Annotated in this window: 21 protein-coding genes and 2 pseudogenes; 5 read left to right on the top strand and 18 right to left on the bottom strand. The window is 58.8% G+C overall.

Annotated elements, in window-relative coordinates; translation table 11 throughout:
- Nucleotides 1-162 precede the first annotated feature (162 nt).
- The 14 genes from M0D64_RS40340 to M0D64_RS40275 all read right to left on the bottom strand — a co-directional run bounded on the left by M0D64_RS40340 (nucleotide 163) and on the right by M0D64_RS40275 (nucleotide 15,937).
- On the bottom strand, nucleotides 163-1,500 hold the full coding sequence (locus M0D64_RS40340; RefSeq protein ID WP_266261771.1) for an MFS transporter: 1,338 nt from the start codon (nucleotides 1,498-1,500) through the stop codon (nucleotides 163-165).
- Between the two features lie 47 nt (nucleotides 1,501-1,547).
- Entirely contained in the window at nucleotides 1,548-2,735 is a 1,188-nt protein-coding gene (locus M0D64_RS40335) for an acetyl-CoA C-acyltransferase (RefSeq protein ID WP_266261770.1), read from the bottom strand.
- 123 nt (nucleotides 2,736-2,858) lie between these two features.
- Nucleotides 2,859-3,251, bottom strand: a complete 393-nt coding sequence (locus M0D64_RS40330) for a hypothetical protein (RefSeq protein ID WP_266261769.1) — start codon at nucleotides 3,249-3,251, stop codon at nucleotides 2,859-2,861.
- Nucleotides 3,252-3,284: 33 nt separating this feature from the next.
- Nucleotides 3,285-3,833: a PaaI family thioesterase gene (locus M0D64_RS40325; RefSeq protein ID WP_266261768.1), complete on the bottom strand. Its 549-nt coding sequence runs from the start codon at nucleotides 3,831-3,833 to the stop codon at nucleotides 3,285-3,287.
- Nucleotides 3,834-3,977: 144 nt separating this feature from the next.
- Nucleotides 3,978-5,474: an AMP-binding protein gene (locus tag M0D64_RS40320; protein WP_266261767.1), complete on the bottom strand. Its 1,497-nt coding sequence runs from the start codon at nucleotides 5,472-5,474 to the stop codon at nucleotides 3,978-3,980.
- Nucleotides 5,471-6,364, bottom strand: coding sequence for an SDR family oxidoreductase (locus tag M0D64_RS40315; RefSeq protein ID WP_266261766.1), 894 nt, complete (start codon nucleotides 6,362-6,364; stop codon nucleotides 5,471-5,473). The genes M0D64_RS40320 and M0D64_RS40315 overlap by 4 nt, the downstream gene beginning before the upstream one ends.
- A gap of 322 nt (nucleotides 6,365-6,686) precedes the next feature.
- A complete protein-coding gene (locus M0D64_RS40310; protein WP_266261765.1) occupies nucleotides 6,687-7,592 on the bottom strand; it encodes a LysR family transcriptional regulator in 906 nt (301 codons plus the stop codon).
- A gap of 366 nt (nucleotides 7,593-7,958) precedes the next feature.
- Nucleotides 7,959-9,110, bottom strand: coding sequence for a porin (locus M0D64_RS40305; protein WP_266261764.1), 1,152 nt, complete (start codon nucleotides 9,108-9,110; stop codon nucleotides 7,959-7,961).
- A gap of 606 nt (nucleotides 9,111-9,716) precedes the next feature.
- Nucleotides 9,717-10,553, bottom strand: coding sequence for an enoyl-CoA hydratase/isomerase family protein (locus M0D64_RS40300; protein ID WP_266261763.1), 837 nt, complete (start codon nucleotides 10,551-10,553; stop codon nucleotides 9,717-9,719).
- Nucleotides 10,554-10,628: 75 nt separating this feature from the next.
- Entirely contained in the window at nucleotides 10,629-11,441 is an 813-nt protein-coding gene (locus M0D64_RS40295; protein ID WP_266261762.1) for an SDR family oxidoreductase, read from the bottom strand.
- Entirely contained in the window at nucleotides 11,434-13,242 is a 1,809-nt protein-coding gene (locus M0D64_RS40290) for a GMC family oxidoreductase (protein WP_266261761.1), read from the bottom strand. Before M0D64_RS40290 ends, M0D64_RS40295 begins: the two co-directional genes overlap by 8 nt.
- A 20-nt stretch (nucleotides 13,243-13,262) precedes the next feature.
- A complete protein-coding gene (locus tag M0D64_RS40285; RefSeq protein ID WP_266261760.1) occupies nucleotides 13,263-14,390 on the bottom strand; it encodes a serine hydrolase in 1,128 nt (375 codons plus the stop codon).
- A 19-nt stretch (nucleotides 14,391-14,409) separates the two neighbouring features.
- Nucleotides 14,410-15,387, bottom strand: a complete 978-nt coding sequence (locus M0D64_RS40280; RefSeq protein WP_266261759.1) for a hypothetical protein — start codon at nucleotides 15,385-15,387, stop codon at nucleotides 14,410-14,412.
- A 46-nt stretch (nucleotides 15,388-15,433) separates the two neighbouring features.
- A complete protein-coding gene (locus tag M0D64_RS40275; RefSeq protein WP_266261758.1) occupies nucleotides 15,434-15,937 on the bottom strand; it encodes a helix-turn-helix domain-containing protein in 504 nt (167 codons plus the stop codon).
- Between the two features lie 286 nt (nucleotides 15,938-16,223).
- Between M0D64_RS40275 and M0D64_RS40270 the strand changes: the two genes are divergently transcribed.
- Both M0D64_RS40270 and M0D64_RS40265 read left to right on the top strand, forming a co-directional pair.
- Nucleotides 16,224-17,075: a fumarylacetoacetate hydrolase family protein gene (locus tag M0D64_RS40270; RefSeq protein WP_266261757.1), complete on the top strand. Its 852-nt coding sequence runs from the start codon at nucleotides 16,224-16,226 to the stop codon at nucleotides 17,073-17,075.
- 101 nt (nucleotides 17,076-17,176) lie between these two features.
- Nucleotides 17,177-18,621: pseudogene (locus M0D64_RS40265) on the top strand (AMP-binding protein).
- A gap of 71 nt (nucleotides 18,622-18,692) precedes the next feature.
- On the opposite strand, the gene M0D64_RS40260 reads toward M0D64_RS40265, so the two are convergent.
- From M0D64_RS40260 to M0D64_RS40245, 4 genes are all read right to left on the bottom strand, one after another.
- Nucleotides 18,693-18,896: a hypothetical protein gene (locus M0D64_RS40260; protein WP_266261756.1), complete on the bottom strand. Its 204-nt coding sequence runs from the start codon at nucleotides 18,894-18,896 to the stop codon at nucleotides 18,693-18,695.
- A 398-nt stretch (nucleotides 18,897-19,294) separates the two neighbouring features.
- Nucleotides 19,295-19,837: a cytochrome P460 family protein gene (locus M0D64_RS40255; RefSeq protein ID WP_266261755.1), complete on the bottom strand. Its 543-nt coding sequence runs from the start codon at nucleotides 19,835-19,837 to the stop codon at nucleotides 19,295-19,297.
- 18 nt (nucleotides 19,838-19,855) lie between these two features.
- On the bottom strand, nucleotides 19,856-21,127 hold the full coding sequence (locus M0D64_RS40250; RefSeq protein WP_266261754.1) for an epoxide hydrolase family protein: 1,272 nt from the start codon (nucleotides 21,125-21,127) through the stop codon (nucleotides 19,856-19,858).
- Between the two features lie 10 nt (nucleotides 21,128-21,137).
- On the bottom strand, nucleotides 21,138-21,758 hold the full coding sequence (locus M0D64_RS40245; RefSeq protein WP_266261753.1) for a cysteine hydrolase family protein: 621 nt from the start codon (nucleotides 21,756-21,758) through the stop codon (nucleotides 21,138-21,140).
- Between the two features lie 127 nt (nucleotides 21,759-21,885).
- On the opposite strand from M0D64_RS40245, the gene M0D64_RS40240 reads away from it, so the two are divergent.
- From M0D64_RS40240 to M0D64_RS40230, 3 genes and pseudogenes are all read left to right on the top strand, one after another.
- The gene (locus M0D64_RS40240; RefSeq protein WP_266261752.1) at nucleotides 21,886-22,791 is read left to right on the top strand and encodes a LysR family transcriptional regulator; all 906 of its coding nucleotides are present in this window, start codon (nucleotides 21,886-21,888) and stop codon (nucleotides 22,789-22,791) included.
- 684 nt (nucleotides 22,792-23,475) lie between these two features.
- On the top strand, nucleotides 23,476-24,285 hold the full coding sequence (locus M0D64_RS40235) for an MOSC domain-containing protein (RefSeq protein WP_201138912.1): 810 nt from the start codon (nucleotides 23,476-23,478) through the stop codon (nucleotides 24,283-24,285).
- Between the two features lie 118 nt (nucleotides 24,286-24,403).
- A pseudogene (locus M0D64_RS40230) lies at nucleotides 24,404-24,570 on the top strand (rubredoxin).
- Nucleotides 24,571-24,701: the final 131 nt, after the last annotated feature.

Raw genomic sequence — 24,701 nt, 5'->3', positions numbered from 1 at the left:
TGAATCCGTAAGAGCGCGAAATGTATCGCTCACTCTGGCGTTGGTTCCATTCGCGGGAAATATTCTTGCTGACGAACAACATCGCCACCATGCCTACGACTGCTCCGACCGCAAGCGTCAGCAGGTCGCCTGCCACCGACCGCTGCTCCTCACAGAGAAAAGTCATTCTCCTTGAAGTGACTGGCCAGCAGTCTCCCGCGAAACCCATGCAGCCGCGGCGGAGATAAGCGCAAAAACGATAAGCATCAGCGCCGGCGCGTGCACCCGGCCGATGGCCGGAATGAGCCATGTGGCGACATAGGGCGCGGGGCCGGCAGCAATAATCGAGCTCAGGTTGCAGCCGAGGCTGACGCCGCTTGATCGGACACGCGTTGGGAATTGCTCACAGTACGTTGCATAGGCAACGCTCAACCAAATCGCTTCTAACTGGCCTAGCGCTATCTGTGCAATTGCGGCGGTCGTGACGGACCACGGCATAACTAGAAACGCGGGATACGCCGCCAACGCCGTGCCAAATGAAGCAATGAGAAGCAACGGACGCCTGCCGAGCCGGTCCGACAATCGTGCCCACAACGGTATCGTAAGCATGCCCCCGAGAAGCGTCATGGCGGTCGACCATGCTGCAGCCGTACCTGACATCAAGTGTTCACGTTGCAAGTATGTCGGCATGTAGGCGAGCGTCATGTAAAACAGCATTAAGTTTCCACTCGACACACCGCACACGATCAATACTTCGCGCAGATTGTCCCGCAGTATGGTCATGACGGGCATGCGCTCGACGGCCCCGCTCTCCTCGATACGCGTGAACGCCTGCGATTCTTCCATCCGCGACCGCAGTACAAGCGTGACAATTCCCAAGGGCAATGAGATAAGGAACGGCAGGCGCCACGCCCAAGCGGCTAGCGCTCTCGCATCGAAAACCGTATGCATGAAAACACTGCTCAATGCGCCGAACAAAGTACCGACCAACACTCCCATACTCACGAGTCCAGTCAAATATCCCCGTGCACGGTCAGGCGCGACCTCGATCACGTACGCTTGTGCGCCGCCAATTTCACCACCCGCAGAAAGACCCTGGACGCAACGCAAACAGAGCAACAAAAGCGGCGCAGCCATTCCAACTTCTGCATACGAAGGCACGCACCCGATCAACGCGCTCGCTAACGCCATGCCTCCGACGGACAGGCCAAGTGCGGGCCGCCGACCGATTTTGTCGCCGATGTGACCGAGCAAAATGCCCCCGAGCGGACGCATCACGAAGGACGCGCCAAAGATACCGAATGTATAGAGAAGGGCGGTCGTCCGACTACCTGCCGGGAAAAAAGTGTCGGCTATCGTGGTTGCGAAAAACGCGTAGAGACTGAAGTCGAAGTACTCCACGACCGTGCCAAATCCACTAGCAATCACAGCGCGGCGAATCCGTCGCCGATCAGCCACTGGCCCACTTTCTCCCTCGGCCGCGCCTGTAATCGAATTTGCTGTTGGTACTGTGCTGCCCATATTTGTCTCCGAATATTTAGTTTCTGCGCGGGATACCCGCTTGCCCCTCAGTGGAATATTTCGAAGAGCCCGGCCGCTCCCATGCCGCCTGCAACGCACATCGTGACGACCGCGAACTGCACGCCGCGTCGCCGGCCTTCGATCAGGACATGTCCGGCAAGCCGCGCACCGGTCATACCGTACGGATGCCCGATGGAAATTGAGCCTCCGTTGACGTTCAGCAATTCGTCTGGGATCCCCAATGAGTCCCGGCAATAGATCGCCTGAGACGCGAACGCTTCGTTCAATTCCCACATCCCGATATCATTAGCTGTGAGGCCATTGCGGGCCAACAACTTCGGGACAGCCAGCACAGGCCCGATCCCCATCTCGTCGGGCTGACACCCCGCCACGGCGAAGCCGCGGAAAGCACCCAAGGGTTCCAGACCTTCTCGTGCGGCCGCGCCAGCCTCGACCAGCACGCACGCAGAGGCTCCGTCGGACAGTTGCGACGCATTTCCTGCCGTCACGAATTCCTCAGCGCCGCGGACAGGTTGAAGAGATGCCAGGCCCTCAAGCGTCGTATCGGGACGATTACACGTATCGGCCTCTACAGTCACCTGCTTGTAGCTAACCTCGCCCGTGACCCTGTCTTTCTGACTCATTGTCACGGTGCACGGAACGATCTCGTCCCGATAGCGCCCGGCCTTTTGCGCAGCGGCAGTTCTTCGCTGGCTCGTCAGTGCAAACTGGTCCTGGGCGTCGCGCGATATCCCATAGCGCCTCGCCACAACGTCCGCGGTTTCGATCATCGACATGTACAGGTGCGGCATGTTTGCGAGGATCCACATATCCGTCGTCGCTTGACCGTTCGCCGTAGATGGAATGTTTGAAATACTCTCCACGCCACCGGCAATCATCGCTTCTGCCCCATACGTGATGATCCGTGCCGCTGCATCTGCGATCGCGTTTAGCCCGGACGCACAGAACCGGTTGAGGGTTACGCCCGCCACTTCGACAGGAAGTCCTGCTCGGACTGCTGTCTGGCGCGCCACGTTGCGCCCGGTCGTACCCTCTGGATATCCACAGCCGAGAACGATGTCCTCGATCAGCGCTGGATCGATTCGCGAGCGTTCCACCGCGGCACGGACAGCGAGCGAGGCAAGCTCTGGCCCACTTGTCAGGTTGAATTCACCACGGTGGGCTTTTGTGATCGGGGTTCGCGCGGTGGCGACAAATACGGCTTCACGCTTCATGTTAAGAGCTTTCGGTCATTTGGTTATTGCCAGAGTTCATCGACTTGCCGGGCTAATGGCGCCGGTGCTTGCAGCACAGCGACTTGGCCATCGTCGATCCGCAATTGAAAGGGCTAATTCCTGTCAGGCGCCGAAACTGGAGCGCATCTGAATGCCCCAGTTCCCTTTGACCTTCGTCAGCACATAGAGGGAATCATAGATGCCGATCACGGAACCATCGTCTCTGAATCGCGTATAACTGAGGGCGACATGAGCCTTCGTATCGCTGAACTGTACGAGTTTGCGAGTGCGCCAGGTGCTGAACTTCCATCCGTCCTCCGCCTCAAGCCGTGCAAAGAGGTCCATCGGATTACTCCCGGCGCATTCATAGACCTTGATACGACCTTCTGCAAAACGGATGTGCGGAAAATGCATCGTCGCGTCCATGGCAACCGCGTCGTGCGCGTTCAGCGCGATCATGAATCGGTCGAGCACATCAAGGCACGCATCAAGCGTCTCCTGCTCCTGATCCTTCATGGGTAACCCCGGCAGTGTTGACATGGCAGCCATTCACGCTTCGGAAGGCAAGGTGATGCACGAGCCGCTGGACATCGCGTATAGCGTGCCATCCGGCCCAAACAGACGACCCTCAGCCACGATGGCACGCCGGCCGGCATGAACCACCGTGCCTTCCGCCCTAAGTACTGTGACTTTCTTTGATACCGCCTTGATAAACCGCACCGTGAGATCCATCGTCGTATAGACGCGTCCGGCAGGCAGGACGGTGCGAACCGCGCAACCCATCGCGGAGTCCAGAAGCGTCGCGCTCCAGCCGCCGTGCATCGTCAGATGGGGATTCGTGAAGGCGTCTCGGGGGCGTCCCTGGAACAAGGCGCGGCCGTAGGCGGCGTCGATCAGTACGTAATTCAACGTCTCGCACATCGCCGCCTGGGGGATTTCGCCGGTTAACATGCGCATAACAATCGTCAGTCCGTCCAACTGCTCCGCGGCGGAGGCTGCATCAGGTTTACCCTCCAGCGCTTTGGTGGTCGCCAGGCGGCTACCAACCAGCTCCTCGTCGTGAAGCCACTGCGCTGTCGTGTCGAGCGCCTCAGGCATTTCAATCGTCCTCATGTCTTATCCATTGAGTCTGCTGTTCTTTCCTGCGACAACACGTCCCCAGTTACAGGGGCGACGGCGGCGTGATCGATGCGAGTGCCAACAACAGAACGTGTCCTGCGTTTGCTGAGCATTGAAGTCTCCTTAGATTGCTCTTTCGTGCGATGCCCAATAGGGCTCGCGCAGCCGGCGTTTGGCGATCTTGCCGTTCTCGTCCCTGGGCAGGACGGTCACTGTCTCGAACACCCGCGGGATCTTGAATCCAGCGATCCTGTCTCTCAACCATTCGATCAGAGCGTTCGTGTCGATGTTCCGCTCCGGCTCCAGTTGCAAGACCGCAATGAGCTTCTCTCCGAACTGTGAATCGGGTATTCCGAATACGGCGCAATCGGCGATGCCGGGATAGGCGACAAGCTGATGCTCGACCTCCACGGGATAAATGTTCACCCCTCCGGAGACCACCATATCGGTCGCGCGATCACTGACATAGAGGTACCCCTCGTCATCGACATGCCCCATGTCTCCCAATGTGACGAGGCCCTGCCGCTCGATGCTTCGGCGAGCTTCATCGTTCCCGCGATACGTGAAGTCCGGATAGGCGAGCTGTCGGACGTAGATGAGGCCCGTCGATCCCGGTGGCACCGCGTTGCCTTGAGCGTCCATGATTCGGACTTCAGCCGTTTCCAGAGGGCGCCCTGCGCTTCCCGGGCGCCGCAACGCTTCCTCTGAATTGATGATAGTGATCGCACCGACCTCGCTGGACGCATAAGCCTCGTGAATGATCGGCCCCATCCACTCGATCATTTGGCGCTTCACGCTTGGCGCGCAGGGCGCACCCGTCGATGCGACGAACTTCAGCGAGCTGATGTCGTACCGGGACCGCACATCCTCCGGAACTGCCAGCAGGCGCGAATACATGATTGGCACCAGGTAAAGGGTCGTGATACGGTGCACCTCGATCGCTTCAAGAAGAGCCTGCGCGTCGAATCGAGGCATGAGTACGAGGCGCTCAGACACATCAAGCGCGGTTTGCGCGATGATCGACGGCGCGCTGTGATAGAGCGGCGCCGGCATGAGGACACGCCCGCCTGGGATGATTCCGAACGCATCCGCCATCAGCTTTCCGTACATCGCACGCTTTGCGACGCGCTCCTCGCTGCGCACGGACAGTCGGACGACCCCTTTCGGTCTGCCGGTGGTTCCAGCCGTGTATGGGATGTGACTTCCAGGTGCGTCGGTGCTACCAGGAAATTCAATCTGAGTCTGGAGCCAGCGCTCGTAGTGGCGCTCTCCTTGTTCGCCACCTCCGCCCACCACCAGCGTCGGAAGTTCGAAACGTACCGATTCCGGAACGCGATCCGCCAACTCGTGCTGCACGATAAGAAGCTTTGAGCCACTGTCCTCGAGAATGAACTCGATTTCCCGTGCAGTCAGGTGCGAGTTGATTGGACAGTAGAAACAACCCATCAAACGGCACGCCAGGATCACGTCTGCGTAGACGGGATGGTTGCGCGCCAGAATCGCGATCGAGTCGCCAGGCCCGATGTTCTTCTCACGTAGCCCGCCCGCCAACCTGCGGGCGCGAAGCTCGAGCTCGTCGGAAGGGATCAACCGGTCCGCACAGTAAAAGTCCGCCGTCATTGAGCCGCATCTCCCCGGTTGCGCAGGTTTTTTTCCTTCACGTTTGCTGCCTGGATGCGGGCCTTCGCTTCCGCCCACTCGGCCTCGGTCCAGTTGAAGTACTGCTTGTAATAAGCGCCGTGCGCCAACCAGTCGCCGCCGTCAAGGGCGATCGTCTGCCCATTGATCCAGTGGTTTTCCGGACTAAGAAGAAACGCAGCCAATGTGCCCAGATCACGAGGTGTGCCAGTTCTGCCCGTCGGGTTGGGCCGCGACGGCGACTCGTGAGGCTGGGATCCAGGGCGCAGCCGCGCGGACGCGCCCTCCGTCGGAATGACGCCAGGCGCGATGGCATTCAGCCGGATGCCATGCCGCCCCCACTCGACCGCCAACGACTTGGTCATTGCATCGACGCCGGCCTTCGACATCGCCGAGGGCACGACGAAAGGAGACCCCGTCCAGATCCAGGTCACCACGATCGACACGATCGCGCCTGGATGACCCGTGGCAATCCACCGCTTCCCAACAGCTTGGGTCGCGAAGAACGTTCCTTTGAAGACGATGTCCGAAATGGCGTTAAACCCATTGGGAGATAGATCTTCCGTACGACTGATGAAGTTTCCTGCAGCGTTGTTCACAAGACCATCGAGAGGGCCGTGGTCTCGCCAGATTCGCTCGACCATCCCATCCACCGCAGCAGCGTCTCGAATGTCTACTACGTGCTGGCCGACACGCCCCCCGAAACGCCGCTCCAGGGAGTCAGCCACTTCTGCGAGAACGCTTCCACGCCTGCCGCAAATATGGATTTCGGCCCCCAGTGCGGCGAGTCGCTCGACCATGCCAAGTCCCAAGCCGGTGCCGCCCCCGGTTACAAGAATTCTGCGCCCGGCAAAGTGATCTTTCTCGAACATTTCAGTGCTGTGTGGAATTGGAGTTGTGTCATTGTGGGGGGAGGTAATTTCGCTGACAATCCCTCACGCGTTCACCAACGTGTTTCCATGCGCGACGCAATGGGGGCTGCGCGTCTGCCAACAATCGCGAGTGTCGGCGTGAGGCGCGGCGAGCGGGCAGAACCCAAGCGCGGGATTCGGGGAAGATATCAGTGCATGCTTATCGCAACGTTCCGATCGGCGGCTTGATGTCCAAGTCGCAAACGAACGCTGCCAGAAGCTCCGATCAGGCGATCGTTCACTTTCCGATGAGTCGCGTCTTCGGATCGAGTGGAGGGTGGTCTCAGAGCTTGTCGAGGTCCCGGCCTCGAATGTGTTCGCTAAGATGATCAATTAATGCCTGCGTCGCTCTCGGAAGTCTCTGATTCGCCGTCCTGATCGCATATAAATTCCCGCCGAAGCCATCAAGCGTCCAATCAGGCAATACTCGTACAAGTCTACCGGCAGCGACCTCGCCTTCGGCCATGTACGAAGCAAATGCACCGATGCCCATTCCCTGGACCGCCGCGCGCACGAGAAACATGAAGTGCTGCGACTGCAGACGTGGTGCTAGCTCGATGCGGACTTCTTCCGAACCTCGCTGGAGGCGGAGCACACAGCGTCGGCTAGGTGTCGGTATGGACAGCAACGCGCAGTTCGCAAGATCGCTGGGATGGGGAATGCTCTCTATGCTGGCGAGATAATTTGGGGACGCATAGAGACGCCACTCGACGGGACCAAGATCCCGTGCAATCGAGTCCATGGGAGGTGTCGACGTAATGCGCAAAGCAACGTCGATCTCCGCCGCGATCAGGTCCTGCACGCGGTTCGAGAACGATACGTCGATGGTCACTCGTGGGTGACGCGCGAGAAAACCCAGTAAGACCTGACCGAGAAATACGTCGCCGAGTCCCCAAGGGACACTGACGCGGATGTGGCCGCGAACGGATCCTGCGAGGTCGTCAATGCTCGCCTTGGCGGCCTCGAGTTCGCGCAGGATGCGCACGCCGTGCTCGTAAAGAAGTGCCCCTTGGCCAGTGAGTTCCAAGTGGCGTGTCGACCGCCGCAGTAGCTGCGCTCCGGCCTGGCTCTCCAGTTTGGCGAGTGACTTGCTGATCTGCGACCTCGTCACGCCTCGGCGAGACGCGGCACGCGATAGCGAACCGGAGTCCACGATTTCAACGAGCAAGTGCACCAAGTCCAGATCCATATTCGTCTCCTGAAGATCGCCGGCCGCGCCCGGCAGGGTCTAGCACGTGGACTTATTGAGCGGAGCCGCTCTCCTGATCCCCTTCGCTGACGAACCCCAACAGAGGCTCGCGAACGGCGCTAAGAATAAGGTCTGCGCGCTTGGCATCCGCATCACCCGCGAAACAGTGACGGCTCCAATCATCGCGCTAACCGCCACTATGGCCCGGGAATCATCTTCACCGCCAAGTGAATTTTCGAGTACTTCAATGTAGCGTTCGATGTATCTGCTCATCACTTCACGCACCTCGCCGTCGCGAGCGTCCATCGATTCTTCCCGACAACGACGAGTATTTTGTCATCGTCGAGTTCTCTCTGGGTTCCAAAATCAGAAGCTATGCCGCACGCCTATCATCGCTGCTGTGGTCGACTTGCCTGGCGCAACAGGCTGGCCATACACGAGTGTCTGATTTATCGTGCCCTTGTTGTCGACATATCCCACCTGTGCGTAGGCCAATGTGCGTTTGGATACGTAGTATTCGGCGCCCACTGCGAATTCGCTTGAGTGATTGGTCGAATTGTTCTTGTCCTTCAGGTAGTAGAAGCCGGACGTGACCCCGAATGCGGAGTTAAATTTGTATCCAAGGCCCACCGAGTAAAGATCGAAATTGACGTGACTGTTGTTCGCGGGATTCTTGCCGTTGCTGTACGAGCCCGACACCGAAAAGCCGCGGAACGTATACATCGCCCCCATATAGTAAAAACGGTTGTTGTTCAGCCCCGTCGCCGGTGCGGTGACAGTTGCACCGGTAGCCGGATTGACCGAAAACGGATTGGTGTCGTGGCCGTTGTAATATACGGCGGACAGGTTCAGACCGTAGTTTGAATACTTGAGCACGGCCGACTCGCGCGTGCCACCCTGCAGCTGGCCTGCCACGCCGCCTGGCGCGTACTCGAGCGCGAACGAAGCACCGTAGAATTTCGGCGACTGATACACCAGCGCATTGCTGTCATACAGCGCACCGATCAGCCCGTTGGTGCTCGTGCCGGGCCAGCCCGCTGCCTGGTTCATGCCAAGCCATGCCGTCATAATGCTGCCGAAGTACCGCCCTGCGCGCACATCAGTGTCGGACATCGCGGAGATCATCGGCGCGTACTGGCGGCCGGCGTCGAATGTACCGAACGGACCCGATACGCCAATGGACGCGACTTGATTGAACACCGCAGGAACACCGGGTGTATCGCTCAGGGCGAACTTTCCCGTGCCACTATCGAAAGAGCCCTGAAGCCTGAAGTTGACCTTGTATCCGCCACCGATATCTTCGCTGCCCTTCAGCCCCCAGAAGCTCGAATAGATGCCGCCATCCTTAAAGCGGAACACGTGCCCTGTATTGGGTGCGTTCGGCTTGAACGACGCGGCAGACGTACTCTGGTACAGCAAGCCAGAATCGACGGCGCCATAGAGCGTTATGGACGACTGTGCCTGTACCGCACCGGCGAACGACGTGAGCGTTACAGCGGTGATCAACTTCAATTTCATTTTGTCTCCTTTGGATCATGCGGCGGTGATCTTCTCGCGAGTGGTGCCCAACTCCAGCGTCTTGCGATGTGGCATCGCACGCCAGCTGCGTACATTTGCGTGCACGACACATCGGCGGCAATTGCGTCAAACTCGAGCGTCTTCGCATCCAGCGCACCGGGGAGGCAGGCACGCCGTTAGCATTGGTCGGAAAATCCCCATGCTGTGCAACGGATCAAGGCAACGAGGCGCACAGCGCATTCTCGTACGCAATCTTGCCGAGACTCGCTAGCAGTAACGGTTGGCGACTGGCATTTCGTCTCGTTTTCTTATCATTCTGAGTTGACGAAGGAAACAGCCCCCCATACCCAAGGCGTCACTCACCTTATGGCGTTATCGTGATTTTGCGTCGTCTCCAGTGATTGGTAATTGGCGCATGCGTATTGACGTTATCGCGCCCGCTCGTTTTCGATGAGCGCAAGTACGCTAGCAGCAGACTCTATGTTTTCAGTAGATGCAGCGACTCCGATACTTAGAGGCGAGTTCCACGGACCGCCTGTGAGCAGTCCCCGACTTCCTGGGAATCGTTCATAGAACTCGCCTCTGAAGTGCGCCGCGAGGACCTAATTACGGCTCAACGTTGAGCTGTTCCGGATATTTAGCCAAATCACGCCCGAGATGACGTTCCAGTTCACCGTCCGTCTGACCGCCGTTCTGTAGCATCCAGATTAGGCGTTCGCGAACCTGCGGGTTCTTCAGGTCGGCGACGAACCGGTGCGACTCCTCGATGAGCGTCGCACTGTCGGGCGCGTTGATGCGATTGATGATCGATTTGACGCTTGCGAGACCCGTCCTCGGGAAGCTGGCGATCCTCCCCGCGAGGCGATCGACGAAGTCGGTGAGTTCCGAGTCCGGGAGCGCGCGATTAATCCAACCGTACCGCTCGGCCGTGTCGGCGTCGTAGTCGTCCCCAGAAAGGCAGGCTTCCAACGCTCGACCGCGGCCCATTAACTGGGCCAACCTGATGCTGCCGCCCGCGCCAGGCGCGAGACCCAGAATGCTTTCCGGCTGCCCAAAGACGGCCTTCTCCCTGGACGCGAAACGCATGTCGAGCGCCAGCAGCAACTCGTTGCCCGCGCCGCGTGCGCGCCCCCGAATCTCGCCAATCGTCACTTGTCGGAGGTTGCTGATTCGTGTGTGCAAATGCGACTTCATCGAAGCTGCGCCAAGCGAAGGAATGACGCGAGCAGGTCCGGGTGCGATGTCGAAGTGTGCAAGAAAATATTCGGGATTGTCGCTACGAAAAATGACGACATCCAGATCTTGATCGGCCTCCAGCATCTTCACGAGATGGCCGAGATCGGCATTCATTGCATCGTCAATAAGGTTTATCGGCGGATTCGAGAACGTTACTTTTGCAACATTGTTATCCACCTCGAACTTGAACGTCGTGTATTCGCTCATGGTATTTTCTCCATCTGTTAAGAGTACTAAATCTAGATTAAACGCGGCGGAGTCAGCGACTGAGTATGGCGGGTTTTATCGCTTACGCGCTTCAGGTAGGCCGGCCGCCAAAGCCTGAGAGGCTTGAGTGAATTCCTGCCATCGTCCTCCTACATCTCGCCCCGGAAACGTCATCCGCTCTTGTCGGTCAAACCCCTCGAGCGCGCTATCGACCAAAGCGCCGACGTCGAAAGCATGACGGTCCGGCTCATCCTCCGGCCGTCCGCTCAACTCCCAGATCTCTCGCTGAGTGATCGGTAAAATCACCGTCTGCACAAAAACGGCTGAGTTTGCGAGTTCCTCTGCCAGGGACTGCGAAAACGTAAGGACAAAAGCCTTCAAAGCGCTGTAGAGGCCAGCAGGAAGCTGTGGGGCGAAAGCCGATTCCGCCGTGAGATTGACGATCGACCCATGCGCCGACAGAATGCCAGGAAGCGCCGCGGCGGTAAGACGAACAAGGGTCGAGATGTTTACCTGGATCAATCGGTCCAACGTCTCCGGTGCTGCGGCGGCAAAACCGCCAGGAGCCGCAGCAGCCGCGCTATTCACCAGAAGACTGATGTCCCCACGGTCGCCAAGAATCGATTCCACCCTCGCCACATCCTCGGGTACGCTGAGATCGGCCGAAATCGCTGTGATCTCAGCGCCCGTCTCGCGCCGCAGACGGTCCGAAAGCGAATCCAGTCGCCGTGCATCACGCGAGACAAGGAGCAGGTCATACCCCCGTTTGGCCAAGCGGTCGGCGTAGAGGGCGCCTGTGCCGGCCGCGGCGCCGCCGGTCAGGCTCGGCCCGGATCCCGGCAGCTGAGAATAGGCGGTCACCACCGCGAGGGGTCGCACCTCAAGCATGTTTGAACTCCTTCATCTGACGCACTGCACTCCGGCTTAAGGAGGCGTTTGCGGCCGCGATCAACTCGGCTGCCTTCTCGCCGATCATGAGGACGGCGGCTTGTGGATTCCCGTTGGGCAGTGATGGCATGATCGAGGCGTCAGCAACCCGCAGCGCCTCGACGCCCCTTACCCGCAAACAGGGATCCACCACAGACCGAGGGTCGCTCCCCATGCGACAGGTCCCCGCTGGATGAGAGTTGCTGGCAAGATTGGTTCGCGTAAAGGTTTCAAGGTCCTGTTGGTCGTCGGGGACCTTAACGCCCGGCATGAGTTCCGATGCAACAAGCGGTGCCATCGCGCGACCGCGCATGATATTTCGGACCCGGCGCAGACCAGAAGTCAGACGGGACAAGTCGCCCGGCACCGTCAGATAGCCACCGAAGATCTTCGGCCGTGAACCAGGATCCCCAGGGGCGAGCGTTACACTACCTCGACTTTCAGGAGTACCAAGAGCTACTGACACAGTGAAACCGTGCTCCTTTGGCATAAGGTCGCTCAGTTTCGAAGCCGAGTGCGGAAGAAGGGCCGGAATCAAGCTGACCTGTAGGTCGGCCGCCGCGTCCGTGCCGGGGCCCGAGCGCAGGAATCCTCCAACTGGAATTACCGCCTCGCCCAGAAATCCATCACGATGAGCAATATACTGACCGAGAGCACCGAGCATTCCTCCTGGAGTAGCGTACTTTCGCGCGGTGACAGGTTCTGACGCGGAGTAGGTTAGGCGGATTGTGGGGTGGTTCGTAAAATTCTGGCCAACCTCCGGAGCGTCAACCACGACGGGAATATTGGCACTACGTAGTTGATCGGCCGGTCCGATTCCAGACAGCATGAGCAGATGCGGAGTGTTAACCGCTCCAGCGCAAATGATGATCTCTTGTTGAGCTCGAACGGTCTCGGTACCTTCGCGAGTCTCCAGTTCGACTGCCGCAGCCCGACCATTCTCAAACCGTATCCGGCGCGCGCGCGTGTGAAGCTTGACCACCAGATTAGCTCGACGTTGCGCAGGGGCTAGATACGCGGCGGACGCTGAGCACCGACGACCCTGGCTGATATTCACGTCGTAATAGCCGAAGCCTTCCTCTGGGTTTGCGTTAAGGTCGTCGACGAGCGGCAGGCCATCGTCCGCCATCGCACGAAGGAATGCGTCGCAGATCGGCAGGCTCGACCGCGCGCGCTCGAGGTGCATCGGTCCCTTGAGACCATGCCAAGAACTCCCGGCGCCTTGGGCATGGCTTTCGATTCGGCGGAACAGGGGCAGCACGTCTTCGAAACCCCATCCCACGCATCCCTGGTCACGCCACTGGTTGTAAAAACTGGAATGCCCGCGCACATAAACCATCCCGTTTACGGCAGAGGAACCCCCAAGGACTCGACCTTCTAGCCAGCCCACTTTCCGGCCCCCAAGTTCCGGGATCGGTTCGGTTTGGTTGTGACTTGTATATTGGCGTAGGCTGAACGCTAGTGCCGTGAGTGCCGGAATCCGCAAGATTGGGTTCCGGTCTGGCCCGCCGGACTCGACCAGTAGTACGCTAACGGCCGGGTCGGCCGAAAGCCGGTTGGCGAGCACACAACCAGCTGCACCGGCACCGACGACCACATAGTCGTAGTTCACACTCCTTCTCATGGATTTGCCGCTCATCGGAAAGTTGGTCAGATCACTACAGGGCCCGCAAGACCCGTCAAAAATCTGGCGCTGTTCGTCGATTTTGTCCCAGATGTCGGATCCTTCCGCGCGAACCGGGCCACGCTGCCGGAACTTCATTGATAGATCTCCTTGCGGCGTCAGCGGATCGCCGAGTGGACGAGATTGCTCACGTACTCGAGGCGAGCGGAATGCCACGGCTCGCTTGTTCGGAGATTGGTAAGATATGCGAACGACACGCCTGAATCGGGATCCCCCCACGCAACAGAGCACCCGTTCCCTCCTTGGCCAATCGTTCGCGGGTGAGCAAGGGTACCCAAAGAGCGGACCAAGGGTGCTTCGCCCCGAACGTGAGGCCCCAACGCGCGCCGCATCGGAACTTTGAATAGTTCGTCCACCCGCTCCCCTGTGAAATTCTGCGTCGCATAGCTAACGAGACGCGGAGAAAACAGGCGTACGCCAGAGAACTCGCCACTGTTGATTAGCATCTGATAGTAGGCCGCGAGCCCTTGTGCGGTAGCGTAACCACCACTCGACGGAATTCCGGCCTCAAGCCATAAGGCGCTGTTCTCGCTCTCAATCTGGCCGATGGAGCCGTCATCGCGACAGGCATACATCGGAGCGATTCGCGATTTTTCTATCCCTGCGAAACCCACGACGATATCGCGCTCCAGCCCGAGTGGTGTCAGGACGCGTTCCTTTAGCGCGACGCGGAAGTCTTTGCCGGTAACTGCTTCCGCCAGCGCGGCAGCAACCCAGTGTGCGCTGCGCACGTGGTACACGGTTCGGCTTCCCGGCTCCCATTCGAGTTCGATCGCCGCGACTTCTTTGGCAAGGAGCGCGTGGTCCTGCCATGCGGCTTCGCTGATGACCGCGCTTGGAAAGCCCGCCTGATGGGTCAACAACTGCAGGATGGTGATTTCTCCCTTCCCGTTTGTACCAAAACCTGGAAGGTGATCAGCAACGCGATCTGCGAAGGAAATCCGCCCCTCTTCAACAAGAACCCATAGCAAAGCCGCGATAAGGGGCTTCGTTCCCGAATAGAGCTGCCAGAGTGTTCGGTCATCAACAGGCGTAGCGGACTCTATAACCGCCGTGCCGTATGTTTTCGCGAACGCCAGGCGGCCATGGCGTGCGAGTGCGATTTGGCATCCCGGATAGCGTCCTTCGGCTACATGGCGTCGGATGAGGGCATCGAGATGTGCCAGAGGCTCTGCGGCGAAGCCCAACTGCGTCGCATCCTCTGCTATTGGCATCAGGAAAGTCATATCTGTGGCACTCGGGGTATCAAACGGGGAACCAGACCATCTTGCGGATTTCGCCAAGCTCACGATCTTGCTTGATCCACGTCTCACCTTTGTCGTGTGTCCGGTAGATCTCACCTAGATTGGAGCAAACGAAGATCAGGTTCGGATCAGCAGCGTTTGTTGCAATGCTCCACAACGTGCTGTTCGGTGTCTTGGGCAGGGGCGATGGTGACCAGGTCTCGCCCCAATCCCGGCTGATCAGCAGCTTACCGGTCGAGCCCGGCGGGCCATTCCCATTACACAGAAACATGACTCCGCTGTTGTCCTCGGCGACGGCGAGTTCCCGGAGAAAGGGCCAAGGCGTATCCAGTGGCACAGGAATCCAGCTATCTCCACCATCGTAGCTCTTGTGCAGGCCTTTATTAGTAGTGGCAAATAACTTCCTCTGCCCGCCGGCATTGACGTGCGCAAGGTAATGCAGGTCTTCAGAGACAAGCCCGTTGCTGATCCGCGTCCAGGTCTTCCCGCCATCTGTCGAACGGTAGGCCCCATCAATCTCGACGCCGGCCCAAATGGTCAACGGGTCAAAGGGGTCAAACAAAACGTGCGTCACACGGGGCGATCCCACTAATGCGCATCTTTCGGCGAAAACGACATCCAACCGCTCCCAGCTGCGACACCGGTCCTTCGAGAGGAACAGCGCGGCAGGATTTTGAGTACCAGCGATAAAGACGTTGGGATCGTGCGGCGATTGCTCCAGCACCCAAACTGGGCTTAGATCCAGGACCGAAGGCAAATGCTGCCAACGCGCTTCAGCATCGATCCACGTATAGACGCCGATGTCCGTTCCGATGAAGATTCGCTTGGGGTCCATCCGATCGCTAACGACGCCCCAAACCCTACATTCAGGATAGATTCCACCCTCAGCTGGCGATCTCTGCCAAGTCTCGCCAAAATCGTCGGTTTGCCACGCCGCAAAGCCTCCTGTGCCGACCACCAACCGGACGCCAGTACCCATAGTCTTCTCCATACGCTTCGCCGCTCGGACGGGCTAATTATTTCGCTCAAGAACCGCGTCGATTACTTTCCGCCGCCGCAAGTCCAGGCTGGCTCTGCGGTCCTTTCGGACTCACCTGCATGACCTCGATGTCTTCGAGGCTGAGTAGCCGATTGTCGGCCGCACGTAGCTCAAGTCGCCTTACAGGCTGGCGCTGCTCCCGATCGATCATCACTGACTCTGGCTCCCCGTCTTCGAATAGGAACTGTTCGCCCCACTGCCGCAGTGCAACGATGACGGGAAACAGCCCACGCCCTTTAGCGGTCAGGACGTACTCCCGGTAGGCGGTCCCATCGGATGCCGGCACAAGCTCAAGGATTCCGTGCTCGACCAACACTCGAAGACGAGCGGTAAGAATATTCCGCGCGACACCGAGCCTGGTTTGGAAATCATTAAACCGCCTCGCGCCGTTGGTGGCGCTCCGAATGATCAGCATTGACCACAAATCGCCGATCACGTCGAGAGAACGCGCCACTGGGCATCCATCACCTTGAAAACTCACACGTTTCATCTGTCAAACCTCCCGCCAAGATCCAGTTGTTCACAACTGACTTCATCGCATTCCCCGATGGAACGTACATTAGCACTTTAAGTTTCATGTTGCAACCTCTTTTGCACTGGTAGTTGTATCGGACAACTGGCATGACGTGCATTTTACCGGGATAATTTGGCAAAACGCCTCGCTATGTAGTTTCACTATGCAACTTGTATAAGTCTTCAAGTATCATTAAGAAACTAGTTTTTGTATGCGTCGGCGGAGCACATGCGGCCGCCACCTCACCTGATCTGGAGAAACAATGCGTTTTGTCAATTTTTCGCCCGATGGGAAGGAACGTCAGCTCGGCGTGCTCCAGGGCTCAACGATCGTGTCACTGGGCGTTGCCACGCTTGAGCAACTGCTGGCGGAGGGGAAGGATCTGACCGCCTTCGCGAACGCCCAGCACGCGTCCGCCGCCGAATACCAGCTCAGCGAGGTCACCTTGCTGCCGCCGTTGACGAAGCCCGGCAAGATCATCTGCGTCGGGCTGAACTACGCGGACCACACGAAGGAAAGCCCGTACGACCAGCCCGCCTATCCGACACTGTTTCCGCGCTTCAACACCAGCCTGATCGCACACGGCGCGCCGATGATCCGCCCACTCGTCTCCGATTCCCTGGACTTCGAAGGCGAGATGGCCGTGGTGCTGAAGAGCGGCGGACGGCACATTCCGCTGGCGAAGGCACTCGATTGCGTGGCGGGCTACTCGATCTTCAATGACGGCTCGGTGCGCGAATTCCAGTTCAAAGCGCCGCAGTGGACAGTCGGCAAGAACTTCGACGGCACAGGTGCATTCGGACCTGCACTCGTCACGGCCGACGAAGTGCCGGCGGGCGGCAAGGGCCTCAAGCTGGAGACGCGCCTGAACGGCACGGTCGTCCAGTCCGCAAACACCGACGACATGCTGTTCGATGCGGCCTCCCTTATTTCGATCATCAGCGAAGCAATCACCCTCGCAGCGGGTGACGTCATCGTCAGCGGCACACCGTCCGGCATCGGCTGGGCGCGCGAACCCAAACTGATCATGCGCGATGGCGACGTGTGCGAGGTCGAGATCGAAGGGCTCGGAGTGTTGAGCAACGTCGTGCGGGACGAGGCACCGCAGCGTTGAGCACGCAAGACCGACAGGTAATCAGAGAAAGCAGAGGACACGGGAGCAGACATGAGACAGATGAACGCCCGCTCCGCACTGAAATAACGAAGGAAATGGAAATGCACAATCCGGCAGACGGACGAATGGCTATGTCATACGCTTATCCACTATTGATCAAGCATCTCTTACATACCTCTTTGACACATGCGGTGGGCCAGGAGATTGTCTACCAAGGGCGACTGCGTATGACCTATGCGGATCTACGCACCCGTATCGCGCGATTGGCAAACGGGTTGCACTCGCTTGGTGTGCGTCCGGGCACGACCGTGGCGCTCATGGATTGGGACAGCCACCGCTATCTTGAATGCTACTTTGCGATACCGATGATGGGGGCCGTACTTCAAACGGTGAACGTGCGCCTCTCGCCCGCTGAGATTGCCTATACGATCAATCATGCCGGCGCAAAAGTGCTTCTGGTGCATAAGGATTTTCTATCGATTCTGGAGGCGATCCGCGGCGAGATCAAGGCAGTCCAAATATTCGTCTTGATGTCTGACGACGGGAATGAGGCGAAAGTGGTTGAGCGCTCGTTCTCTGGTGAGTACGAGCATCTGCTTTCCCTCAGCGCCGAATCATACGATTTTCCCGACTTTGATGAGAATACCCGGGCGACGACGTTCTATACGACCGGTACATAGTCAAGCTCGTCACCGACGAGGCAGTGACGTTTTCGCATTGCGTAGGCACCGTTCTTCACATGGTCTTGAATTGTGCCAGTGCGCACGAGACGGACTTCAGCAGGTGGAAGGTCGTGATCGGAGGTAGTGCTCTGTCGAAGGGGCTCGCGCAAACGGCGCGTGAGCGTGGGATTGACGTGTTTTCAGCTTACGGAATGTCCGAAACCTGTCCAATCCTTACTCTCGCTCAGCTAAAGCCCGGACGAGATTCTCTGGGACTTGATGACGAGATCGGCATGAGGTGCAAGACGGGACTACCTGTGCCACTTGTTGATCTTCGTATTGTTGGCGACGAAATGAACGACGTACCACGCGACGGTCTCTGTAGTGGTGAGATCGTGGTACGGGCGCCTTGGCTTACCCAGGGATATCTTGACAATCCGGAAGCTTCCGAGAGCCTTTGGGTGGGGGGGTATCTTCATACTCAGGACATCGGTCGCATCGACAGGGATGGGTATCTGCAGGTCACAGATCGAATCAAGGACGTGATCAAATCGGGCGGCGAATGGGTGTCATCGATTAAGGTCGAGAGTCTGATTTCAGCGCATCCTGCGGTGGCGGAAGTGGCGGTCATTGGAATCAGGGATGAAAAGTGGGGAGAGCGTCCAGCCGCCCTAGTCGTTCTGAAGAAAGATAGTGTTGCGCCCGTGACCGCCATTGATATTCGTGAACATGTGCTCGCTTATAGCAACAAAGGAATGATCTCGAAATACGCCGTTCCCGAGATCATAAGGTTCGTCGATTCTCTCGCAAAAACCAGCGTCGGGAAGTTGAACAAGAAGTGGTTACGGGAGCACTTTGAGGGACCGGGTACCGGGGCCATCTGATCGCACAGGATCCGGGACAGCGTCAGTTCCACGTCCCGGGTTTGAAACCCTCGCGCCAATTGCAGCGCCTATCAGACGTTGCCCCCCCGGTAACGCAGGTTCTCGCCGAAGAGATCGGAATCGCGGCGGAAATTGTCAGTGGATGCGTGCACGATGGCATTGACGCGGTCTTTGACCACGCCATGTCCGGCGGCCGGAAACCTCATGATCCGTTGCGCGACCCATGAGAGGAATTCGTCGCACCTCCCACGGGTAGCGCCCGGTTGATCCAACATAACTTTCCGCGACTTCCGCGTCATAGTCCAACGCGCTCAGCATCACCTCGTGCGCCCCGGCCGCGGTCCATCACGCCTGTGAGGCACTGGACCGCGCCCCCGCCAGATATCAGTTCCATCTGACCGAAGCAGGCAGACTCGTACGCCGCAGAGCGCATTTCGCACGCCAGCACAAACTCGCTACCCGCGCCGCGATGTTCGCGCTGTAGACGAGCCGGCTGGCGCTCATATGGCGAAACAGCAACATGTTTGACACTTCGCCAGTCAGCTTCGCGGCTTCCTCCCGATATTCCTTGACCCGCGCCAAAACGATGTGGGAGATAAAATAGTCAGGAGCGGCGCGGAAATATCCACGAACAGAACCGCATCATCGCGGTGTACCTCGATCGTCTCAAAGGTCATGGTTGAGTCCCGTTCAGGTCTGGCGCAAAGCGATTGAAAACGAAGTCGCGATTTTTTACGACCGAGTGACAGGCAAAACAGGCGTGTTGATCCGCCGTGTTGTAGGACTTGCCCGGGTCAAATTGGGCATAGCCCCAGCCGCCCGTCGATGCATATTTCGTCGCGTCCTTGACCATGAACTGGACTCCATTCTTGGGATGTCCGGCGACATGCGATTGGGATTGACCAAACGCCTTGGCGCTTTCCTCAAGTTCGTCATAACTCCATGCCAGGCGCGCGATGATCGCTCCGTTCGGTATCGGGTACTTGCTTTCCTGCAACGTCTTGATCGCCGCCTCGTTGCCGAGGATCGCGCGTAGATCGTCGATCTTTCCTTCTTCTCGCGCCACTGAGATCAATGTCCACTCGCGGTATCCGGCCGGAAGGGTTACGTCATTCGAAACGTACGCTCCGCCCGCATCCGTGGCCGCGTGAAGCGTGCAGACGCTCCCGCCGGCCAGCGCCATCGTCGCCATCAGCATTAAAGCCGTTCGTCTCATGATTGGGTTCCTCCAGAATTAGCGCAGCGACCGGAATGCCGAGCGAAGCTCTTCGGAAAAAAGCTGCGGCTGCTCCCAGGCGGCGAAATGGCCACCCTTGTCCGCCTCGTGGAAATAGATGAGCTTTCGATAAGCACGCCGTGCCCACGTCTCAGGGGGCCGATAGACATCCTCCGGAAATACGGTTATGGCTACAGGTAGCGAGATGTCATTGGTTTTTTGGGCGGCCGCGATCAACGGGCTTCGCCCCATATTTTCCCAATAGAGTCGCCCTGCGGACGTAGCGCTGTTTGTCAGCCAGTACAACGTGAAGTCGTCCAGCACCTGGTCTTTTGTCGGCGCCATTTGTGGATTAGCACCGTAGGCCCAGTTGGCGAAACCAGGATGCCCGAGCATGAATGCCGCGAGGAAAGCCGGTGAATCCGCTTCGCCATAGCCGATCGTCTGCGGTCGGGCGCCCAGCATCGTGGCGTAGGCCGAATTCCCCTGTTTGGCGTATGCGAGCAGCGCGTCGAAGGTTGCGCGTTCCTTCTCGCTGAGTCCCGTTGGCGCCGGTCCCCCGGTAGCGAGCGCCGCGGCCACTTCCGGTGGCACCGTTGCGGGCAGGTTGAGGTGGATGCCGGCAAGTCCCGGCGGCACCTGCCGCGCCATGGCGCTGGTAATCGGGGCCCCCCAGTCGCCGCCTTGGGCAACGTAGTGCGTGTACCCGAGGCGCTGCATCAACTGCGCCCAGACCCGCGCGATATGGTCGGGGTCCCACCTGGCGCCGGTCGGCTTGCCGGAGAATCCGTAGCCGGGAATCGACGGGATGACGACGTCGAAGGCATCGGCGGCGTTTCCGCCGTATGCAGGTGGGTCAGTGAGTGGGCCAACCACGTTGAGGAACTCGAACACGGAGCCCGGCCATCCATGCGTCATGATGATCGGCAGCGCATTCGGGTATTTGGAGCGCACCCAAATGAAGTGGATGTCGATCCCGTCTATGGTCGTGACGTACTGCGGCAGTGCATTGAGCCTAGCCTCCGCTTTACGCCAGTCGTAGCGTGTCCCCCAGTAGCGAACCAGTTCGTGCAGCTGCGTCAGCTGCGCCCCTTGGGTTCCATCCACCACCGTCTCCTGGTCAGGCCAGCGCGTGGCCGCGATGCGGTGGCGCAGATCCGAGAGCTCGGCGTCAGGGACATGCACATGGAAGGGACGGACGAGCTCTGCTTCGCCTTGCGGAGTAGCACTTGCGCCGGCCGATGCCGAGCATGCAAGGACCGTCATAAATGCGGCAAGAAAGCGCTTCATGTTCGGCTCCTCAATTCAGGGATGCGACCAGCTCATCCGTGGTCAGTATCGCGTGGGCAAATGTGGGGCCGTTCACTTGGTGCGCGGCATGCATCATTTCCGGCGCAAGTGCAGCTGTGGCGTCGCGCACGAGCGTGACGTGGTAGCCGAGTTCCGCCGCGTAGCGGGCAGTGCTTTCGATGCACGTATTGGCCAGCAGGCCAGCGATGATCACATGCGTGATGCCCTTCTGCTTGAGGCGCAGATCCAGGTCGGTATTGGCGAAGCCGCTGGAGCCCCAGTGCTCGGCGACTACGATGTCGCCAGCCTTCGGCGTGAAATCCGGATGCCAATCCCCACCCCATTCGCCCCTTGCGAAGTGATGGCCACGCATGACGAGCTGCTGGCTGGGCGTGGGATGAGCCCAGCCTTCGTAATCGCCCGCCTCCCAGCGGCGGTGCGGCACGAAGAACACCGGGATGCCCCGAGCGCGCACAGCACGTTCCAACGAACGCAGATGTTCGAGAAGGCCGACCTGCCGGGCAATCGGTTCTATCCGGGGCCACACCTTCCCGCCTTCGGAAAGGAAATCATTGTAGGGATCGACGAGCAGGTAACCAGTGCGACCGGGGGGATACTGTGCATTCGACATGGAGAGCTCTCTTGCGTTGGGTAGTGAAACACGCATATGCGCGGCGATTGGACGCACAATCTAGGCCTCTCTCGATCCGTCGACTAGACGGTAAAATCGGAAGGCACCCTCTCACTGGTGGAAGGCTGTGGATCGACTCGAAGCGATGACCATTCTGTTGGCGGCGATAGACACGGGGAGCCTCTCTGCTGCCAGCCGCAAGCTCCGCATTCCTCTGGCGACAGTCAGCCGACGGGTGTCGGAACTCGAGGAGCACCTGAACATCCGCCTGCTCGTGCGCGGCACCCGCAAGCTGACATTGACCGAGGCCGGGCGCGGCTACGTCGCGTCATGCCGGCGGATCTTGGAAGATATTGCGGAAGTCGAACGCACGGCATCTGGTGAATATCATGCGCCGCAGGGCGAGCTGATCATCAGCATGCCGCCGGTGATGGGCCGCATCCACGTATTGCCGGTGATCGTGGAATTCCTGCGTGCCTTCCCGCAGATCCGCATGGGCGTGCAACTGACCGACCGGTTCGTCAACCTGCTGGAAGACCGCGTCGATCTGACGATACGTATTGGAGCACTGCCGAGCAGTAGCTTGATCAGCACGCGAATAGGGCTGGTTCGAGAGATGCTGTGCGCCAGCCCTGCTTACCTGAAGAAACGTGGCGTGCCAAAAAAGCCTGAAGATCTAGTCTCGCACGACTGCGTGGCATACGAAGGGTATGGGATCGGAAGCGATTGGGAATTCCGCTCGAAAGGGACATTACAAACTATCCAGGTCCCGTCCCGGCTTGTAGTGAACTCGGTGGAGGCGGCGCTCGTTGCCGCGATTGATGGTGCCGGAATTGCCCGGGTCGCGTCGTACCAGATTGGGAACCTGGTGAAATCGCGCACGCTGGTGAAACTGCTGGAGGCCTATGAGCCGTTGCCCGCGCCGGTCAGCCTCATGTATGCCAGCCAAGGCCAGATACCGCTGAAGCTGCGCGCCTTTCTCGACTTTGCAATTCCGCGGCTAAGGAAAAGGCTCGGCTATATGCATGCATGATAGGCCAACCCGGCGACGGCAGCTAACCTGTAGCAGCCTCAACAGGGGCGGCACCGGAACATCCGCTAAGGCCGACGCCCTGTCGGCCACTTACGCGAAACAACAGGCGGTTGATCGGCCAATCCGGACATTCGCACTTCTCGAGCCTATTCCGGAACGTGGGGACATGGAGCCTCGCGAATAGCCCTTATCGATCCGTTGCTTCGATAAGGGCGCCGGCGCGACGCAGCTTTTTCTAAGCGCAAATCCGACGCAACGCTGGGATACGATCGGGTTGCCGGTGACCCGGGTCGATGTGCGCGTCCCAACTCCGGAATTTCAGAACCGGCGCCTCGTTCGTCCGCGCATCGGGCGTCCGGTTCGGCACAGGACGCTGAATGGTCAGCCGATTTGACAGCCAACTGAGTTTCCGGCCTACGAAATCCGGAGTACGGCTCATGCGACTCAGGCGATCACACAAGCTCGATACAGCTTGCTTCGTCGAACTTTGCCTGGGCGACCGGTTTGTCGTTTCACGATTGTGGGCGGCCAGCGTCAAATGCAGCGCACACGACCACACATGGCAGAATTCAACGCCGGGTTGGCAGAATCCACTGCAAGCTTTTGCGCGTCGCAAAGGTGTTAAGGCAGTAGCCTGTAGTTCAGCGTGGCGCCTCGGCCGCGCAAGAACAGGAAGCGTTTGCCATGTCACCATCGCAAGCCATTGTTGCATCGATTCACCGATATCCCGTCAAGTCAATGATGGGTGAGGAACTCAACTCAGTCGCGATTACCACGCGCGGAGTGGCGGGCGATCGCGCCTACTCGCTCATCGATGTCGAGACCAATAAGCTCGTCAATGCGAAGCATCCCCAAAAGTGGCCGGAGATGTTTGCCTACCGTGCCCGCTACACGTCGCCCCCGGTTTCGCCGGAGCATGTGCCGCCGGTGTACATCGCGTTGCCCAATGGCGATGTGATCGAATCCACATCCGGCGATGCGGAGCAAACGTTGTCCGCAGCGCTGCGCAAACGCGTGCGTCTTGTGCGTCCCGATGAATCGAACAAGGGGTTCGAAGGCTTTGTGCCTACTGTCGAGGGCGTGTCCGATCGCGACTTCGTTTTCGACAAGATCTCCCCGCCAGGAACGTTTTTCGACATCGGGCTAATCCATATCCTGACGACGTCGACCATCGACGCCTTGCGAAAAACGGTGCCGCACAGCCGCATCGAAAGCCGTCGCTTTCGCCCTAACCTCGTCATCCGTACCGATGGCGCGGAAGGTTTCGTCGAGAACACATGGGTGGGTCGAACGTTGCGCATAGGCCAGGTGGTGCTGCAGGTGAAACAGCCGACGCAACGATGTGTGATGACGACGCTTGCCCAGGGAGACTTGCCCAAGGACATGTCTGTCCTGAAGGCGATCTATCGGCATAACGCGGGCACCATCGGCGTGTACGCGGAGCCGGTGCAGATCGGCACGGTGCGAGTCAACGACGCGGTCGAGTTGAATTGAATAACTGTGCACAAGCTTGACGCGCTGTACCGCCACGTCAGTCGTAACGTCTGTTGCCCCTATGCCGCGGACTACATCGAAGGATATCGATGCCGCAGTAATTCACGAGGTCCACACAATGAAGACCTGGCAGTGCGTCGTTTGCGGATTCATTTGTAAACAAGCCGAGGGTATCCCTGAGGATGGCATAGCATCCGGCACGCCGTGGGAGGATGTCCCCCCGACTGGGCCTGTCCAGAGTGTGCTGTGAGCAAAGCCGAGTTCGTAATGGTCGAGCTCGCTTGAAACATGTGAGAGGCTTTGATGGATCTGCTTATGTTTGGCCTTGTCGCGATAGGATTCGGCGCTTATTCCACTTACCTTCTGGCGACGAGTCTGCCGGACGAGGTCCTTGATGCTGCTGCGAAACACTGTCG

This window comes from Paraburkholderia sp. WS6 (assembly GCF_030464835.1).
Taxonomy (GTDB): Bacteria; Pseudomonadota; Gammaproteobacteria; order Burkholderiales; family Burkholderiaceae; genus Paraburkholderia; species Paraburkholderia madseniana.
Note: the sequence above shows the minus strand (reverse complement) of the source record. Positions and strands in the feature narration are given on the sequence as shown.